Source organism: Microbacterium sp. NPDC012755, from assembly GCF_042901325.1.
Lineage (GTDB): Bacteria > Actinomycetota > Actinomycetes > Actinomycetales > Microbacteriaceae > Microbacterium > Microbacterium natoriense.
On sequence record NZ_JBIBCT010000001.1, the window covers coordinates 2,475,971 to 2,491,198 of the forward strand.

At 68.2% G+C, this 15,228-nt stretch carries 16 protein-coding genes; 13 read left to right on the plus strand and 3 right to left on the minus strand.

The window, feature by feature from the left end:
• The first annotated feature begins 42 nt into the window (after nucleotides 1-42).
• The 4 genes from ACFY5A_RS11465 (at nucleotide 43) to ACFY5A_RS11480 (ending at nucleotide 4,136) form a co-directional block, all read left to right on the plus strand.
• Nucleotides 43-969: an ABC transporter permease gene (locus ACFY5A_RS11465; RefSeq protein ID WP_341939756.1), complete on the plus strand. Its 927-nt coding sequence runs from the start codon at nucleotides 43-45 to the stop codon at nucleotides 967-969.
• The gene (locus ACFY5A_RS11470; RefSeq protein WP_341939755.1) at nucleotides 962-1,903 is read left to right on the plus strand and encodes an ABC transporter permease; all 942 of its coding nucleotides are present in this window, start codon (nucleotides 962-964) and stop codon (nucleotides 1,901-1,903) included. The genes ACFY5A_RS11465 and ACFY5A_RS11470 overlap by 8 nt, the downstream gene beginning before the upstream one ends.
• Nucleotides 1,900-3,573: an ABC transporter ATP-binding protein gene (locus tag ACFY5A_RS11475; RefSeq protein WP_341939754.1), complete on the plus strand. Its 1,674-nt coding sequence runs from the start codon at nucleotides 1,900-1,902 to the stop codon at nucleotides 3,571-3,573. Before ACFY5A_RS11470 ends, ACFY5A_RS11475 begins: the two co-directional genes overlap by 4 nt.
• Before the next feature lie 68 nt (nucleotides 3,574-3,641).
• On the plus strand, nucleotides 3,642-4,136 hold the full coding sequence (locus ACFY5A_RS11480) for a PH domain-containing protein (RefSeq protein WP_387234092.1): 495 nt from the start codon (nucleotides 3,642-3,644) through the stop codon (nucleotides 4,134-4,136).
• A gap of 9 nt (nucleotides 4,137-4,145) precedes the next feature.
• Here the strand turns inward: ACFY5A_RS11480 and ACFY5A_RS11485 are convergent, their stop codons facing one another.
• Entirely contained in the window at nucleotides 4,146-4,931 is a 786-nt protein-coding gene (locus ACFY5A_RS11485; protein ID WP_341939752.1) for a type II CAAX endopeptidase family protein, read from the minus strand.
• Nucleotides 4,932-5,033: 102 nt separating this feature from the next.
• Here ACFY5A_RS11485 and typA point away from each other — a divergent pair, with 102 nt between their 5' ends.
• Both typA and ACFY5A_RS11495 read left to right on the plus strand, forming a co-directional pair.
• Nucleotides 5,034-6,947, plus strand: a complete 1,914-nt coding sequence (gene typA, locus ACFY5A_RS11490; RefSeq protein WP_223586736.1) for a translational GTPase TypA — start codon at nucleotides 5,034-5,036, stop codon at nucleotides 6,945-6,947.
• 209 nt (nucleotides 6,948-7,156) lie between these two features.
• On the plus strand, nucleotides 7,157-8,044 hold the full coding sequence (locus tag ACFY5A_RS11495; RefSeq protein WP_341939751.1) for a phospholipase: 888 nt from the start codon (nucleotides 7,157-7,159) through the stop codon (nucleotides 8,042-8,044).
• Between the two features lie 90 nt (nucleotides 8,045-8,134).
• On the opposite strand, the gene ACFY5A_RS11500 is transcribed toward ACFY5A_RS11495, so the two are convergent.
• Nucleotides 8,135-8,683, minus strand: coding sequence for an XRE family transcriptional regulator (locus ACFY5A_RS11500; RefSeq protein ID WP_341939750.1), 549 nt, complete (start codon nucleotides 8,681-8,683; stop codon nucleotides 8,135-8,137).
• Between the two features lie 93 nt (nucleotides 8,684-8,776).
• On the opposite strand from ACFY5A_RS11500, the gene ACFY5A_RS11505 reads away from it, so the two are divergent.
• From ACFY5A_RS11505 to ACFY5A_RS11535, 7 genes are all read left to right on the plus strand, one after another.
• Complete coding sequence (locus ACFY5A_RS11505; protein WP_341939749.1) at nucleotides 8,777-9,475, plus strand: AzlC family ABC transporter permease; 699 nt, start codon at nucleotides 8,777-8,779, stop codon at nucleotides 9,473-9,475.
• Nucleotides 9,472-9,786 (plus strand): AzlD domain-containing protein, encoded by a 315-nt coding sequence (locus ACFY5A_RS11510; protein ID WP_223586733.1) that lies wholly within the window; start codon nucleotides 9,472-9,474, stop codon nucleotides 9,784-9,786. The genes ACFY5A_RS11505 and ACFY5A_RS11510 overlap by 4 nt, the downstream gene beginning before the upstream one ends.
• A 43-nt stretch (nucleotides 9,787-9,829) precedes the next feature.
• A complete protein-coding gene (locus tag ACFY5A_RS11515; protein ID WP_223586732.1) occupies nucleotides 9,830-10,234 on the plus strand; it encodes a histidinol dehydrogenase in 405 nt (134 codons plus the stop codon).
• Between the two features lie 9 nt (nucleotides 10,235-10,243).
• Nucleotides 10,244-10,564 (plus strand): ferredoxin, encoded by a 321-nt coding sequence (gene fdxA, locus ACFY5A_RS11520; protein ID WP_387234099.1) that lies wholly within the window; start codon nucleotides 10,244-10,246, stop codon nucleotides 10,562-10,564.
• A 3-nt stretch (nucleotides 10,565-10,567) separates the two neighbouring features.
• A complete protein-coding gene (gene dapC, locus ACFY5A_RS11525) occupies nucleotides 10,568-11,680 on the plus strand; it encodes a succinyldiaminopimelate transaminase (RefSeq protein WP_387234102.1) in 1,113 nt (370 codons plus the stop codon).
• Nucleotides 11,681-11,834: 154 nt separating this feature from the next.
• Entirely contained in the window at nucleotides 11,835-13,130 is a 1,296-nt protein-coding gene (locus ACFY5A_RS11530) for a citrate synthase (protein WP_105672536.1), read from the plus strand.
• 13 nt (nucleotides 13,131-13,143) lie between these two features.
• Nucleotides 13,144-13,614 carry an SRPBCC family protein gene (locus ACFY5A_RS11535; RefSeq protein WP_387234105.1) on the plus strand — a complete coding sequence of 157 codons (471 nt, stop codon included), beginning with the start codon at nucleotides 13,144-13,146 and terminating at the stop codon, nucleotides 13,612-13,614.
• A gap of 130 nt (nucleotides 13,615-13,744) precedes the next feature.
• Here the strand turns inward: ACFY5A_RS11535 and ACFY5A_RS11540 are convergent, their stop codons facing one another.
• The gene (locus tag ACFY5A_RS11540) at nucleotides 13,745-15,139 is read right to left on the minus strand and encodes a DEAD/DEAH box helicase (RefSeq protein WP_387234108.1); all 1,395 of its coding nucleotides are present in this window, start codon (nucleotides 15,137-15,139) and stop codon (nucleotides 13,745-13,747) included.
• Between the last annotated feature and the right edge of the window lie 89 nt (nucleotides 15,140-15,228).

Consider the following 15,228-nt stretch of genomic DNA (forward strand, 5'->3'; position numbering starts at 1 on the left):
TCTCGTCTACCCTGCTCGCGTTCCTACGGAAAGGGACAGCGGATGCTCAGTTACATCCTCAGACGCCTCTTGCAGGTGATCCCCGTGTTCTTCGGGGCCACCCTGCTCATCTACTTCCTGGTTTTCGCAATGCCAGGAGACCCGATCCTCGCCCTCTTCGGAGATCGCACCCCGAATCCGGCGCTCGTGGAGGCGCTTCGTGAGCAGTATCACCTGAACGAACCCTTCATCGTCCAGTACTGGTACTACATCACCGGAGTGTTCCAGGGCGACCTGGGCACCACGTTCTCCGGCAGGCCGGTGACCGCGGTCCTCGCCGATACGCTTCCGGTCACCGGGCGGCTGGCCGTGATGGCGATCGGCATCGAGTTCACGCTCGCGATCATCATCGGCACGGTCTCCGCGCTGCGCAAGGGCAAGGTGTTCGACAACGTCGCACTCTCCGTCGCCCTGATCGCGATCGCGATCCCGATCTTCGTGCTCTGCTTCCTCGCCCAGTACTTCTTGGCGATCCAGTGGGGCTGGTTCAACCCCACCGTGGGCGCGGACAACGGCTGGGGCGGGCTCTGGCTTCCCGCGATCGTTCTCGGCTTCAGTCTCTTCGCCGTGAGCATGCGCTTGATGCGCAGCTCCGTCATCGACACCCTGAACCAGGACTGGGTGCGCACCGCTTACAGCAAGGGCCTGTCGCGCGGGCGGGTCATCCCCGTGCACGTGCTCCGCAACTCGCTGATCCCGGTGATCACCAACTCCGCCACCAACTTCGGCGTGCTCCTCGTCGGAGCCACCGTCACCGAAGGCATCTTCAACGTTCCCGGCGTCGGCAACACGCTGTACCAGGCGGCGATCCGAGGCGAAGGACCCACAGTGGTCTCGTTCGTCACGGTGTTCGTCATCCTGTACGTCCTGGTGAACCTGATCATCGACCTTCTCTATGGTCTGCTCGACCCGAGGATTCGCTATGTCTGATCCGACGACACAGAAGCACTACGTCGCCCCCATCGAGACGGAGTCGATCTCGGTCGACGCCGTGCGCATCGCCGAGAAGCCCAGCAACCTGTGGCGAGACGCGTGGAGCGATCTGCGCCGCCGTCCGCTGTTCTGGTTCTCCGTGGTCCTGGCTGCCTTGTTCATCGTCATCGCGGCCTGGCCGTCGTTGTTCACGAACGTCGATCCGCGCAGCTGCGACCTGATGTACAGCAACGAGGGCGCGACCGCCGGGCACCCGCTCGGCTTCACGTTCCAGGGCTGCGACATCTACTCGAGGCTCATCTGGGGCGCCCAGACGTCGCTCGCGGTCGGCATCATCGCGACGCTGCTCTCCGCTGTGCTCGGGCTGATCATGGGCGCTCTCGCCGGCTTCTACGGAGGATGGATCGATGCGCTGCTCTCGCGAGTCGGCGACATCTTCTTCGCGATCCCGTACATCCTCGCCGCCGTCGTGGTGATGACCGTCTTCTCCGACTCTCGGTCGGTGTGGACCCTCGCCTTCGCGATCGGCGGGTTCGCCTGGGCATCGACGGCGCGCGTCGTGCGCGCCGAGATCCTGCGCGTGCGACAGGCCGACTTCGTCATGGCCTCGCGCTCGCTGGGCCAGTCCAAGTTCGGCACGCTGGTGAAGCACGTGATCCCGAACGCGATCGCACCGCTCCTCGTGGTGTCCACTCTCGGCCTTGCCGCGGCGATCGTGGCAGAGGCCACACTGTCGTTCCTCGGCGTCGGCCTCGGCAGCAGCGTCATGTCCTGGGGCAATGACATCAGCCAGGCTCAGGCCGCACTGCGAGTCGCGCCCATGGCACTCATCTATCCGTCGATCGCGCTCACGCTCGCCGTGCTCGCGTTCGTGACTCTGGGCGAGCTCATCCGCGACGCCCTCGACCCGAAGGCGAGGGCGCGTCGATGAACGACCGAACTGCCCCACAGATCCCGCTCCTGAGCGTGCGCGACCTCAAGGTCGCGTTCCGCACGCAGGAGGGGCTGCGCGAAGTCCTTCACGGCGTGAGCTTCGATGTCATGCCGGGAGAGACCGTCGCGATCGTCGGTGAGTCCGGATCGGGAAAGTCGACGACCGCCACGGCGATCGTGAACCTCCTTCCGGGAACAGGCACGGTCACCGGAGGGTCGATCACGCTCGACGGGCGTGAACTCACGACGCTCAACCGTAGTGCGATGGAGAACGTGCGCGGTCGAGACATCGGCTTCGTCCCGCAGGATCCGATGTCCAACCTCAACCCGGTGTGGAGCATCGGATTCCAGGTCAAGGAGGCGATTCGTGCAAACGGCATCGCCCAGGGTCGGGCGGCGGTCAAAGCCCGCGCGGTAGAGGTCCTCCAGCAGGCGGGCCTCGCCGATGCGGAGAAGCGTCTCCACCAGTTCCCGCACCAGTTCTCGGGTGGCATGCGCCAGCGAGCGCTCATCGGAATCGGCCTCGCCGCGGACCCGAAGCTGTTGATCGCCGATGAGCCCACGTCGGCGCTGGACGTCACGGTACAGCGTGTGATCCTCGATCACATGGCATCCCTCACTCGCGACAGGGGTACCTCGGTGCTCTTGATCACGCATGACCTCGGCCTCGCTGCCGAACGTGCCGAGAAGATCATCGTGATGAGCAACGGCAACATCGTCGAGGCGGGGCCGAGCCGACAGATCCTCGAGGATCCTCAGCACCCCTATACGAAACGTCTGGTCGGGGCCGCGCCGAGCATCGCGTCACAGCGGATCCAGGCGATCGTGGAGGACCGTGGAATCGAGACGCTGGATGATCTGGCTGACATCCCGCCGACCGTCCGCGTCGCGGGACTGACGAAGGACTACAAGATCCGGCAGGGCAGTTTCCGCAGCGAGGCGTTCCGTGCGGTGGATGACGTGTCGTTCGAGATCCCCAAGGGGAAGACTCTCGCACTCGTCGGCGAATCGGGTTCAGGCAAGTCGACCGTTGCGAAGATGGTGCTCAAGCTCGAGGAACCGACCAGCGGAACGATCGAGATCGACGGTCAGGATGTCTCGCGCCTGTCGAACGCCCAGGCGTTCGGTCTTCGACGACGGATGCAGCCGGTCTTCCAAGACCCCTACGGGTCGTTGGATCCGCTGCGCAACATCGGCAACACCATCGCCGAGCCGTTGCAGATCCACGGCGTAGGAGATCGGGCCTCCCAGCGTGAGCGCGTGGAGGAACTGCTCGACCAGGTCTCGCTTCCGCGCGCTCTCGCCACACGGTATCCGAACGAGCTCTCCGGCGGTCAGCGGCAGCGCGTGGCGATCGCGCGCGCGCTCGCGCTCAAGCCCGACATCGTGGTGCTCGACGAGGCGGTCTCGGCTCTGGATGTTCTGGTGCAGGACCAGGTGCTCAAGCTCCTGGCCGAGCTGCAGTCAGAACTCGATCTGACCTACCTCTTCATCACGCACGACCTTGCGGTCGTGCGCGTCTCGAGCGATCTGGTCTGCGTCATGGAGCGCGGCAAGGTCGTGGAGAAGGGGACGGTCGACGAGATCTTCGCCAATCCGCAGCAGGAGTACACGCAACGGCTGCTCCAGGCCATCCCTGGTGCGTCGATCACGCTCGGCGGTCACTGAGAGTGACAGCAGAGTCGTCCTCCGGGGCCGCACGGACGATCCGTGCGGCCTCGGGGATCGTTTCGCTCGTGCTGTGCTCCGCTCTGGCGATCTTCCTCCTCGGCGACGCGGTGGTCCGCGGCGGCTGGGCCCAGACGCTCCTGATCGCGCCGTGGGTGCTCCTCGGTCTCTGGGTCGTCTATGAGATCGCCTTCGTGTCAGCGGTCGGCATCGACGACAAGGGGGCGACGGTGCAGAACATGCTTCGACGCACCTCGTTCGGCTGGAGCCGTGTGCGCGACATCGATCTGCGCTGGCAGCTCGTGTTCTCGCTGGATGACGGTACAGACGTGAGCTGCTTTGGAGGTCCAGCCAAGGCGCGCCCCGTGCGCCGACCGCGTGAGGACGAAGAGGCGAAGACTCCGACGGGGTTGCGGGATCTCACTGAGATCCGCGATCGCTGGCAGGGAGCCCCCGATGAAGCGGATGCTCCGATCGTCCGGTCCTGGGACCTGCGGGCGCTCATCGCCCTCGGAGTGATCGTCGTCTGGGCCGTCGCATCGGTCCTCATCGCGAACTCCTGACGCCCGAGCTCAGCCGGGCAGGCCGAACAGCGCGGGCCAGGTGGCGGCCGCCCAGGGGTAGCCGACGAAGACGGTCGCGTCGATGGCGAAGTGCGCCACGAGGAACGGCAGCAGGCGCCCGGTGCGCTGGAACAGCCAGCCGAACAGCAGGCCCATCGCGAAGTTGCCGATGAAGGCGCCCGGCCCCTGGTAGAGGTGGTAGCTGGCGCGCAGCGCCGAGGTCGCCAGGATGATCGTCCACGGTCCCCAGCCGAGCTGCTTCAGCCGAGCGAAGAGGTAGCCGAGCACGACGAACTCCTCCTGCAGCGCTGCTCGCGCGGCGGAGAGAAGCAGCACGGGGACCGTCCACCAGTAGGCGTCGAGCCCGCCGGGGTCGACGGCGACGAAGAGTCCGCTCGCGCGCCCGATGATGTACAGAGCGAGACCGGGGACGCCGATCGCCACCACGAGCAGGATGCCGCGCCCGGCATCCCGTCCGATCCTGGTGCCGTCGAGGCCGAGCCGACCCAGGTGCGGGCGCGAGCTCTGCCACAGCAGGAAACACACCAGGATCACGGGGACCAGCGAGAATCCGATCGACAGGACCTGGTAGACGAGGTCGAAGATCTCACGGTCGCTTCGCGAGGGGTTGAGCGTCGCCGTCTGATCCGCGAGGGGAGTGGAGTCGGTCAGACGGTAGGCCAGCTGCACGACCGCGTAGACCGCGGACTGGCCGAGACCGAGGCCGAGCACGATGGCGATCTCCCACCAGATGCGGGCGCGAGAGGGGGTGCGGGACGGGTCGACGCTGGTCACGCACCCGATCGTACGACGTGCGCTCAGGAACCGGCTGCGCGCATACGGTATCCTGGAACGTCGGGTTCCCGGCGTTTCCCACCACCTTCTTAGGATTCCTGCATGGCGCACGCCCTCCGTTCAGACCTCCGCAACGTCGCAATCGTCGCTCACGTCGACCACGGCAAGACCACCCTCGTCGACGCGATGCTCCGCCAGACGGGCTCGTTCGGCGAGCACTCGCACGTCGAGGAACGCGCGATGGACTCCAACGACCTCGAGCGTGAGAAGGGCATCACGATCCTCGCCAAGAACACGGCGATCACGTACAAGGGCAAGCACGCCGACGGCAAGGAGATCACGATCAACGTGATCGACACCCCCGGCCACGCCGACTTCGGCGGCGAGGTTGAGCGTGGCCTGTCCATGGTCGACGGCGTCGTGCTGCTCGTCGACGCGAGCGAGGGACCGTTGCCGCAGACCCGCTTCGTCCTGCGCAAGGCTCTCGAGTCCAAGCTCCCGGTCATCCTCCTGGTCAACAAGACCGACCGCCCCGACGCCCGCATCGCGGAGGTCGAGGAGGAGGCGCACGACCTGCTGCTGGGGCTGGCATCCGACCTCGTCGACGACGTGCCCGACCTCGACGTCGACGCCCTGCTCGACGTGCCGGTCGTGTACGCGTCCGGTCGTGCCGGCGCCGCGTCGCAGAACCGTCCCGCCGACGGCTCGCTGCCCGACAACGACGACCTCGAGCCGCTGTTCGAGGCGATCCTCGAGCACGTGCCGGCTCCGGCGTACGACGACGAGGCTCCGCTGCAGGCCTGGGTCACCAACCTCGACTCCAGCCCGTTCCTCGGCCGCCTCGCGCTCCTGCGCGTCTTCAACGGCACGCTCAAGAAGGGCCAGACGGTCGCCTGGGTGCGCGCCGACGGCACCACCAGCAACGCCCGCATCACCGAGCTGCTGAAGACCCGCGCCCTCGAGCGCTACCCGGCCGAGTCCGCGGGCCCCGGCGACATCGTCGCCATCGCCGGCTTCGAGAACATCACCATCGGCGAGACCATCGCCGACCCGGACGACGTCCGTCCTCTCCCGGCGATCACGGTCGACGACCCCGCCATCTCCATGACCATCGGCACGAACACGTCGCCGCTCATGGGCAAGGTCAAGGGGCACAAGCTCACCGCTCGCATGGTGAAGGACCGCCTCGACAAGGAGCTGATCGGCAACGTCTCGCTGAAGGTCGTCGACATCGGCCGCCCCGACGCGTGGGAGGTTCAGGGTCGTGGAGAGCTGGCCCTCGCCATCCTCGTCGAGAACATGCGCCGGGAGGGCTTCGAGCTCACCGTCGGCAAGCCGCAGGTGGTCACCAAGAAGATCGACGGCAAGACCTACGAGCCGTTCGAGCACCTCACGATCGACACGCCGGAAGAGCACCTCGGCGCGATCACGCAGCTCCTCGCGAACCGCAAGGGCCGCATGGAGAACATGACCAACCACGGCACCGGCTGGGTGCGCATGGAGTTCATCGTCCCGTCGCGCGGCCTCATCGGCTTCCGCAGCGAGTTCCTCACCACGACCCGCGGCACCGGCATCGCGAACGCGATCTCGCACGGGTACGAGCCGTGGGCAGGGCAGATCACCACGCGCCAGAACGGCTCGATCGTCGCCGACCGCCAGGGCGTCGTGACGCCGTTCGCGATGATCGCGCTGCAGGAGCGCATGTCCTTCTTCGTGCAGCCCACGCAGGAGGTCTACGAGGGCATGGTCATCGGTGAGAACTCGCGTGCAGACGACATGGACGTGAACATCACCAAGGAGAAGAAACTCACCAACATGCGCTCGGCGAACGCCGACAACTTCGAGTCGATGACGCCTCCGCGTCTGCTGACCCTCGAGGAGAGCCTGGAGTTCGCGCGTGACGACGAATGCGTCGAGGTGACTCCGGAGAGCGTTCGCATCCGCAAGGTGATCCTCGACCAGACCGTGCGCGGCCGCGAGACCTCTCGTCTCAAGCGTCAGGACGCGAACGCCTGAGAATAGCCTGCGAGGTCGCTAGCCAGCACCTCCACGAAAGGGCCCCGTACCGCCGAGATGGCGCGTACGGGGCCCTTTTCTCATGAATTGTCCAGGTCGGACAGATTTTTCGTTCAGGAAGCGCGTACAGACTCGAAGACTTGCGCCTGGGACGAGCTCCCGATGAGTCTCCTGCGAGGGCGTACGACGACCCGAAAGTCGACCTCTTCATGCTTCAGAACACCCGTGCGCTTCAGCGCGCCGCCGCAGCGGCATCCGCCCGAGCCGCCGTCACCTCCCGTCGCCCGACCCTGCTCTTCGGCGCCGCGACCGCAGCGATCCTCGGGATCGCCCTGACGGTGGGGTTCACCTCCGCATCGGCAGCCGGAGCCGAGAACGGCGCACCGGCCCCGGCAGCGGCCCAGCTGGTGCCCGGCACCGTGCCGCTGGCGAAGATCGCCGACGAGGCCTCCACGTCACTCGTGGAGGCGCGAGGCGCCGTGACCGCGGCCGAGAATCTCGCGGCCGACGTCGTGTCGTCGGGTCTCGATGTCGGTCCGATCGATGCGACCGTCGACACGAGTGAGCTCCGCGACGGCATCGACGCGCTCAAGGAGCGCGATGTCATGCCGCCGATGATCCTCGCCGTGCGCTCGGCCGACCTCGTCCAGGAGACGGACGAGGTCGTCGCCGCGACGGCCAGCCTGCAGTCCGCGTTCTCTGCGGCCCAGGAGAAAAAGGCTGCGGAGGATGCGGCCCGCGCGGCAGCGGAGCAGGCAGCCGCAGCGGCAGCGGCCCTCGCAGCGGCGAACACCCCTGACGGGGCGAAGGCCACTGCCCAGTCGATGGCCGCGAGCCAGTACGGCTGGGGAGCGGACCAGTTCTCCTGCCTCAGCTCGCTGTGGAACAAGGAGTCGAGCTGGAACTACCAGGCCCATAACCCGTCGGGCGCCACGGGCATCCCGCAGGCCCTGCCGGGGAGCAAGATGGCCTCCGCGGGCTCCGACTGGCAGACCAACGCCGCCACGCAGATCGCCTGGGGCCTCGGCTACATCTCCTCCGTGTACGGGACTCCGTGCAGCGCCTGGGGTCACTCCCAGGCCACCAACTGGTACTGATCGCGAGTCGCGCGGCTTGCGTGAGCCACGCTTACCGCCGCAAAGGGCGGGTGCCTCGTGCAGGCGCCCGCCCTTCGCGATGACCCGGGGTCAGCGCAGCTCAGAGATGAGGACGGCGCTGGTGCCCGCGGCGACCGCTTCGAAGACGTGCGGGGCGTCGCCGGGGTAGGTGAGGTAGTCGCCGGGGTTCAGGAGCACGGGGTCATCGGCCGGCCCGACCTGTGCCCGACCCGTCATGAGGACGACGTGCTCGATGGTGCCGGGGTGATGCGGGTCGGACCTCCTGGCGTCTCCAGGTTCGGCCTTGATCAGGTAGATGTCCCGGCGCGCACCGGGCGGGCTCGCCGAGAGCAGTGTCGCGCTGTAGGCGGCCGCCGATGACGGCACCCCGGCGAGGTCGTCGGCGCGGATCAGGGTGGGAGCGTGCGACTGCTGGTCGACGAGCACAGCGAACGGCACCCCGAGCGCCACACCGAGCGCCCACAGCGTCTCGACGCTCGGATTGCCCGCCCCGCTCTCGAGCTGCGACACCGTGGCCTTCGATACGCCGGCGCGACGTGCGAGCTCGGAGACGGAGATCCCCGCGGCCTCCCGCTCTCGACGCAGGGTCCGTGCGATGCGGGTGCGCAGATCTTCCATGTGTTCATCATGTCAAACGATCGTTCGCTTGACTATGACCCCCGGCATGTTCAGAATGATGTTCATGTGTTCATCGGATCGAACGGTGTCTCCGTGAGCGCCGAGCGCGAGGTGTGGCGGGAGGCGCTCGGGGTCGTGCTCGCGACCAGTGCCTACGGCATCTCGTTCGGAGCCCTCGCGGTGGCGGCAGGCCTTGATGTCTGGCAGGCCTGCGTGCTGAGCCTGCTGATGTTCACCGGCGGCTCGCAGTTCGCCTTCGTCGGGGTCTTCGCCGCCGGCGGACTCGCCGCCCTGCCGTCCGCAGTCGCCTCGGCCGCACTGCTGGGTGTGCGCAACGTCGCCTACGGCATGCGGATGTCGCCGATCATCGGCGGTGGAGCGAAGCATCGCGCCTCGGCCGCGCACTTCACGATCGACGAGTCGACCGCCGTCGCGATCTCGCAGAGCGATCCTCGGCTGCGACGGATCGGGTTCTGGGTGACGGGCATCGGCATCTTCGCCGGCTGGAACGTCACCACTCTCATCGGCGCGCTCGTCGGAGACGTTCTCGGCGATCCCCGGGCGTGGGGACTGGATGCCGCGGCGGCCGCCGCATTCCTCGCACTCCTGTGGCCCCGGCTGAAGCAGCGCCAGGCCATCGCGGTGGGCGCCGCCGCGGCCGTGGTCGCGGCATCCCTCACCCCGTTCATCATGCCGGGGCTCCCCGTGCTGGTCGCCGCCCTCGTCGCGATCCTGGTCGGCTGGTTCAACTGGTTCAGCGCGCCCGCCCCGCGTGCGGAGGCCGACGCATGAGCCTGTGGGGCGCGATCCTGCTCGCCGCCATCATCTGCCTCGCCCTGAAGGCCGTGGGGTATCTGGTGCCTCCCCGGGTGCTCGAGGAGCCGCGTCCCGCTCGCATCTCCGATCTGCTCACGGTCGCGCTGCTCGCCGCCCTCGTCGCGGTCCAGACGCTGGGAGCCGGGCAGGCGGTCGTCGTCGACGCACGGGTGCCCGCGCTCCTGGTCGCCGCCGGGCTGCTGTGGTTGCGGCAGTCGTTCCTCGTCGTGGTGTTCGCGGCGGCGCTCGTCGCCGCGCTGCTCCGACTCACGGGCCTCGCCGCCTGAGCCGCCCCCGTGCGTCCATAGGGTGCGCGCGTAGGATCGAGGGGTGAAGTGGCTCTCGAAGATCGTGTCGTGGATCGCCGCGGCGATGGTCGGCGGTGTCTTCGGCGTCGCCGGGACCATCGCCCACAGCGTGATGTGGGGACCCGTCCCGATCGGGATCATCATCGGCACGATCGCCTGCGGATCGATCCTGATCGGCATCCGCGCCCTCACGCATGACCGTGCGGCCACGGTCGCGGCCGGACTCGGGATGGTCGGGATGCTGATGCTGATCTCCGGCGTCGGCCCCGGCGGATCCGTGGTCGTCCAGAACACGCCGGCCGGACAGGTGTGGATCTACATCGTCGCCGGTCTGGTGCTGCTCACCGTGGCGTGGCCCTCTTTCCGGCGCCTCCCGGTGCGCACCGAGGCGGCCGCGCCGGCGCCCGAGGCGGACGCGCGCGCGTAGACTGATCCCGTGACGTATGTGATCGCCCTTCCGTGCGTCGATGTGAAGGATCGTGCCTGCATCGACGAGTGCCCCGTTGACTGCATCTATGAGGGTGAACGCTCGCTGTACATCCACCCCGACGAGTGCGTGGACTGCGGCGCCTGCGAGCCGGTATGCCCCGTGGAGGCGATCTACTACGAGGACGACCTCCCCGAGGAGTGGCAGGACTACTACAAGGCCAACGTCGAGTTCTTCGACGAGATCGGCTCGCCCGGCGGCGCTGCCAAGGTCGGCGTCATCTCGCACGATCACCCCATCATCTCGGCGCTCCCGCCGCAGGGCGAGTAGCCGGTGAGCGTCCGCGACCTGGCTGATTACCCCTGGGATGCGGTCGTCCCGTACCGCGACAGGGCAGCGCAGCATCCGCGCGGCATCGTCGACCTCTCCATCGGTTCCCCGGTCGATCCGACGCCCGAGATCGTGCGCAGGGCGCTGGCGGAGGCCACGGACGCGCACGCGTACCCGCAGACCGTCGGCACCCCCGCGCTGCGCGAGGCGATCGTCGACTGGTACTCCCGACGCCGCGGAGTGAGCGACCTGACCGTCGCGAACGTCCTCCCGACGATCGGCTCCAAGGAGCTGGTGGCTCTGCTGCCGACGCTGCTCGGACTCGGCGACGGCGACATCGTCGTGCATCCGCGCATCGCGTACCCGACGTATGAGGTGGGCGCCCGGGTGGCCGGAGCGACCCCTGTCGCCCTCGACGACCCCGCGGAATGGCCCGAGGGTGCGAAGCTCATCTGGATCAACTCCCCGGGCAACCCCGACGGCCGCACCTGGACGGTCGAGGAGCTGCGCGTCGCGGTCGAGCGCGCCCGCGAGCTGGGCACCGTTCTCGCCAGCGACGAGTGCTACGCGGAGCTCGGCTGGGACGGACGCTGGGCGACTGAGCCGATCCCGTCGATCCTCGACCCTCGCGTGACGGGGGGAAGTCGGGCGAATCTGCTCAGCGTCTACTCCCTGAGCAAGCAGTCCAATCTCGCGGGCTACCGAGCGGCCTTCGTGGCCGGATGCGCGCGCATCGTGGGGGAGCTGCTCACCGCCCGCAAGCATCTCGGTCTCATGCCGCCGGCGCCGGTGCAGCACGCCATGGCCGTGGCTCTGGGCGATGAAGAGCACGTCCGCCTGCAGAAGGAGCTGTACCGCACCCGTCGTGACGCGCTTCGTCCGGCGCTGGAGGCCGCAGGCTTCCGCGTCGACGGATCCGAGGCGGGTCTGTACCTCTGGGCGACCGAGGGGCGTGACGCCTGGGAGAGCATGGACCGCCTGGCCGGTCTCGGCATCCTCGCCGGCCCCGGTCCGTTCTACGGCGCCCACTCCGGTGAGCACATCCGGCTGGCGCTGACGGCTCCGACGGATCGCATCCTGGAGGCCGCTCGTCGCCTGAATGGTGAGAATCTGTAGGTTCTCCCTCGAAGTCCGCTGTCCTTTTGGCGGATGTCACAGTTGGTCATGGCGGCTACTAGGCTGTAAAGGCGATTCGGTCGTGACCCGACCTGGCGCTGTGCGCCGTGACATCGCCACTTCCGGCTTGATCAACACCCTTGAGGAGGCCCGCGTGAGCGCAGGGGCAGAGCAGCAGGCTACGGCGAAGCTGACGATCGGTGAGACCACCGCAGAATTCCCCGTGGTGCGAGGCACCGCAGGACACGACAGCATCGATTTCTCGACCCTTACCCGCCAGACGGGCTACACCGGACTCGACTACGGATTCGTCAACACCGCGTCCACGAAGTCCGCCATCACCTTCATCGACGGCGACAAGGGCATCCTGCGCTATCGCGGCTACCCGATCGAGCAGCTCGCGGGGCAGACCAGCTATCTCGAGGTCGCCTGGCTGCTCATCTACGGCGAGCTCCCCTCGGCATCCGAGCTCGCGGAGTTCGACGAGAAGATCCGTCGCCACACCCTTCTGCACGAGGACCTCAAGCGCTTCTTCTCCGCGCTGCCGCACACCGCGCACCCGATGTCCGTGCTGTCCTCGGCGGTGGCCGCCCTCTCGACCTACTACGAGGGCCAGACCGACCCGCACAACCCCGAGCACGTCGAGCTGAACATGGTCCGCATGCTCGCCAAGCTGCCCGTGATCGCGGCGTACGCGCACAAGAAGAGCGTCGGCCAGGCGTTCCTCTACCCCGACAACTCGCTCGGCTTCGTCGAGAACTTCCTCAAGCTCAACTTCGGAGTCCACTCCGAGGAGTATCAGGTCAACCCGGTCATGTCGAAGGCCCTCGAGCTGCTGCTCATCCTCCACGAGGACCACGAGCAGAACGCATCGACCTCGACCGTCCGCCTCGTCGGATCGACCGGAGCGAACCAGTTCGCCTCGATCTCCGCCGGCATCCAGGCCCTGTCCGGCCCGCTGCACGGCGGAGCGAACGAGGCCGTCCTCACCATGCTCGGCCAGATCCGCGATTCCGGCCAGAGCGTGTCGCGCTTCGTCGACCGGGTGAAGAACAAGGAAGAGGGCGTGAAGCTGATGGGCTTCGGGCACCGGGTCTACAAGAACTACGACCCGCGCGCGAAGCTCGTCAAGGAAGCCGCCGGCGAGGTGCTCGCCGAGCTCGGCGTGACCGATCCGCTGCTCGACCTGGCGCAGGAGCTCGAGGAGATCGCCCTCGCCGACGACTACTTCAAGGAGCGGCGTCTCTACCCGAACGTCGACTTCTACACGGGCGTGATCTACAAGGCGATGGGCTTCCCGACGCGGATGTTCACGGTGCTGTTCGCGATCGGCCGCCTTCCCGGATGGCTCGCGCAGTGGCGCGAGCTCCAGCTCGACCCGCAGACGAAGATCGGTCGCCCGCAGCAGCTCTACACAGGGTCTCCCGAGCGCACGTTCCAGACCCGCTGAGGCTCCGGCCGCGATGCCTGTCGTCAGCGCGGAGGCGATCGTTCCGGTCGATCCTGCGACGGCATTCGCGGTGTCGCAGACGACGGGATCCGTCCGGCGACGCTGGGATCGCTTCATCATCGAGCAGCATCTCCTCGACGGGGCGGATGCCGCAGCCAAGGGCGTGCGGACTTTCACCCGCCAGCGCTTCGGCTTCGGCATGGTGAGCCGCTACGTCTCCTACGCTCCGCCGACCAACGTCGGCATGGTGATGGAGCGCGGTCCGTGGTTCTTCGAGAAGCTCGGAGGCGGATGGCGCTTCACCGAGGTCCCGGAGGGGACGCTCGCGGTCTGGAAGTACAACTTCTCCTGCCGGCCCCGCTGGCTGGCTCCCGTGGCCGAGTGGATCGGCGCCCGCGTCCTCGGTTTCGAGATCAGACGCAGGCTCGCCGGGTTCGTGAGCGGATGCTCCGACCCGGCGGTCCTCGCGGCTGTACAGCACTGACCCAGCCCTGCCCGTGCCCCTTCCCGGGCAGATGCCGACGCCCCACCTGCGCATCGACGCCCCATCGCGCTGACGTCTGTCAGGCGGGGCGTCGACGGCCAGATGGGGCGTCGATGCGGAAGGGTGCGGGTCAGCGACCCTGACGGGGCGCGCCGCCGCGGCGCTGGCCGCCCTGCGACTGGCGCTGGCCGCCCTGGCGGGCGCCGGCGGGCTGGCCCTGGCCACCCGCGCCGCTGCCTGAGCTGCGACGACGGCGACGGGCGGGCGGGTTCGCCGCGCCGCTCTTCTCGCCGCCGGCCGGGCGCTGCTTGGGCGCCTGGCGCTGCTGCTGCTGCACCGGTGCGGGGCGCACATGCGGCGCGCGCTCCGGGACGAGCTCGGTGACGGCGGCCGTCGTGAGCTCCTCGAGCGGGGCCGTGATCGCGGCCTTGCGCAGGAGGTCCTTCACGTCACGGCGCTGCTCGGGCAGCACGACGGTCACGACGGTGCCCGCGGCGCCGGCGCGAGCCGTGCGGCCTGAGCGGTGCAGGTACGCCTTGTGCTCCATGGGAGGGTCGACGTGGACGACCAGGTCGACGTTGTCGACGTGCACACCGCGTGCGGCGACATCGGTCGCGACGAGCACGCGCACGCCGCCGTCATCCGGGTCGGAGGAGAACGCGCCCAGGTTGCGCTCACGCGCGTTCTGGGACAGGTTTCCGTGCAGATCGACCGCGGGGATGCCCGCGGCGGTGAGCTGCTTGGCGAGCTTCTTCGCCTGGTGCTTGGTGCGGGTGAAGAGGATGCGACGGCCGGTGCCCGACGCGAGATCGCGCACGAGCGTGGTCTTGTTCTCGGTGGAGTCGACGACGAGCACGCGGTGCGTCATCTCGCCGACCGGCACGCTCTCCTCGTCGACCTCGTGGCTGACCGGGTTCGAGAGGAAGCGGCGGGCGAGGCTGTCGATGCCCCGGTCCAGCGTCGCGCTGAACAGCAGGCGCTGTCCACCGGCGGGCGTCGCCTGGAGGATGCGGGTGACGCCGGGAAGGAAGCCGAGGTCGGCCATGTGGTCGGCCTCGTCGAGCACGGTGACCTCGATCGCGCTGAGGCGCACGACCTGCTGCTTCATGAGGTCTTCGAGGCGGCCGGGGCAGGCCACGACGATGTCGACGCCGCCGCGCAGCGCCTGCTCCTGCGGACGCTGGCTGACGCCGCCGAAGACGGTCGTGACGGAGAGGCCGGCAGCCTCGGCGAGCGGGGCGACGGTCGCGGCGATCTGGGTGGCGAGCTCGCGCGTCGGTGCGAGCACCAGTCCGCGCGGGAGGCCGGAGCGGCGCTTGCCGCCGGAGGCGGCGAGGCGGGCGACGAGGGGCAGGGCGAAGGCGATGGTCTTGCCGCTGCCCGTGCGTCCGCGACCGAGCAGGTCGCGTCCGGCGAGGGAGTCGGGAAGGGTGTCGCGCTGGATGGCGAACGCCTCGGTCTTGCCGGAGGCGGCGAGAACGGCGGCGAGTTCGGCGGGCACGCCGAGATCAAGGAAAGAAGGCATAGAGAAAGCTCCGTAGGGCGCACGTATGACGGCGAGCCTGATAAAGGTGGGTATGAGGTGGGCGACGGCGCAGACAGCGCATCGGTTCG

Coding starts and splice junctions, on each gene's coding strand:
- ACFY5A_RS11475 (WP_341939754.1), top strand. CDS start 1,900: ATGAACGACCGAACTGCCCCACAGATCCCGCTCCTGAGCGTGCGCGAC.
- ACFY5A_RS11470 (WP_341939755.1), top strand. CDS start 962: ATGTCTGATCCGACGACACAGAAGCACTACGTCGCCCCCATCGAGACG.
- ACFY5A_RS11510 (WP_223586733.1), top strand. CDS start 9,472: ATGAGCCTGTGGGGCGCGATCCTGCTCGCCGCCATCATCTGCCTCGCC.
- typA (WP_223586736.1), top strand. CDS start 5,034: ATGGCGCACGCCCTCCGTTCAGACCTCCGCAACGTCGCAATCGTCGCT.
- ACFY5A_RS11465 (WP_341939756.1), top strand. CDS start 43: ATGCTCAGTTACATCCTCAGACGCCTCTTGCAGGTGATCCCCGTGTTC.
- ACFY5A_RS11500 (WP_341939750.1), bottom strand. CDS start 8,683: ATGGAAGATCTGCGCACCCGCATCGCACGGACCCTGCGTCGAGAGCGG.
- ACFY5A_RS11540 (WP_387234108.1), bottom strand. CDS start 15,139: ATGCCTTCTTTCCTTGATCTCGGCGTGCCCGCCGAACTCGCCGCCGTT.
- ACFY5A_RS11535 (WP_387234105.1), top strand. CDS start 13,144: ATGCCTGTCGTCAGCGCGGAGGCGATCGTTCCGGTCGATCCTGCGACG.
- ACFY5A_RS11495 (WP_341939751.1), top strand. CDS start 7,157: ATGCTTCAGAACACCCGTGCGCTTCAGCGCGCCGCCGCAGCGGCATCC.